The 773-nt window shown below is 67.0% G+C and carries 1 pseudogene; it reads left to right on the top strand.

Annotation, left to right across the window (positions count from 1 at the left end):
- Positions 1 to 252: 252 nt before the first annotated feature.
- Positions 253 to 773: pseudogene (locus ACYVDE_RS24945) on the top strand (hypothetical protein); the annotation flags it as partial.

The following is a 773-nucleotide window of genomic DNA, read 5'->3' as shown; positions in this document are numbered from 1 at the left end:
GCCACCCGCACCGAGACCGAATCGGCGGCCCACACGGCCAGCGGCGCGGAGCTGGCCGACGGGCTGCCGCAGCCACCTAAACTCAGTAGTGTGCCGGCTAGCAACGCGCCGCGGAAAACGCAGAATAATGATGGCATATCTGGCCAGATTGTTCAGCTTAGCGTGGTTAAACGGCGGCTGGGGCCGACCACCGCGCCCACCTTTACGGCGGAGCTGCGTTAAAGGCTCATTCCTGCCGCGTTTTTTCATCGGATGCCTCTTTTTCCTTGTCTACAAGCTGGCTGCCGCTGGCCACTGCTGGCCGCCCTCGGCCTGAGCCTGGGCAGCAGCGGCTGCGCTCGCCACAACTTCTTTCAGGCCGATGCCCGCGTGGGCGCCGGTAGCACTCAGCCCCTTCCTCCTACCGCCGACTCGGTGCTGGCCACGGCCGGCCGCCACTACAATCGCCACTCCGGCTTCTACTGCCTGTTTCTGGGGCGACACTACCGCCGCGTGTGGGCCGCCCCGGTGATGGCCCCGGTGCTTCGCTTGGCCACGGCCGCCCCCGGCGGCCTGGAACCCGGCAAAACCGGCGGCGGCTACCAAAGCATCAGCATGACGCTCGAAGGCCGCGAAAAGCGCGAATACGCCCTGCGCGCCCTCGACAAAGAGCCCAGTAAAACCCTGCCCAAGGTGTTGCGGCCCACGTTTGTGCTAAACGTGGTGCGCGATGCCACCTCGGCCGCCATTCCCTACGGCGCGCTCACGGTGCCGCCGCTGGCCCAAGCGGCCGG

This window comes from Hymenobacter agri, assembly GCF_054778495.1.
The sequence above is the reverse complement of the archived record's forward strand: the minus strand, read 5'-3'. Positions and strand labels throughout refer to the sequence as shown.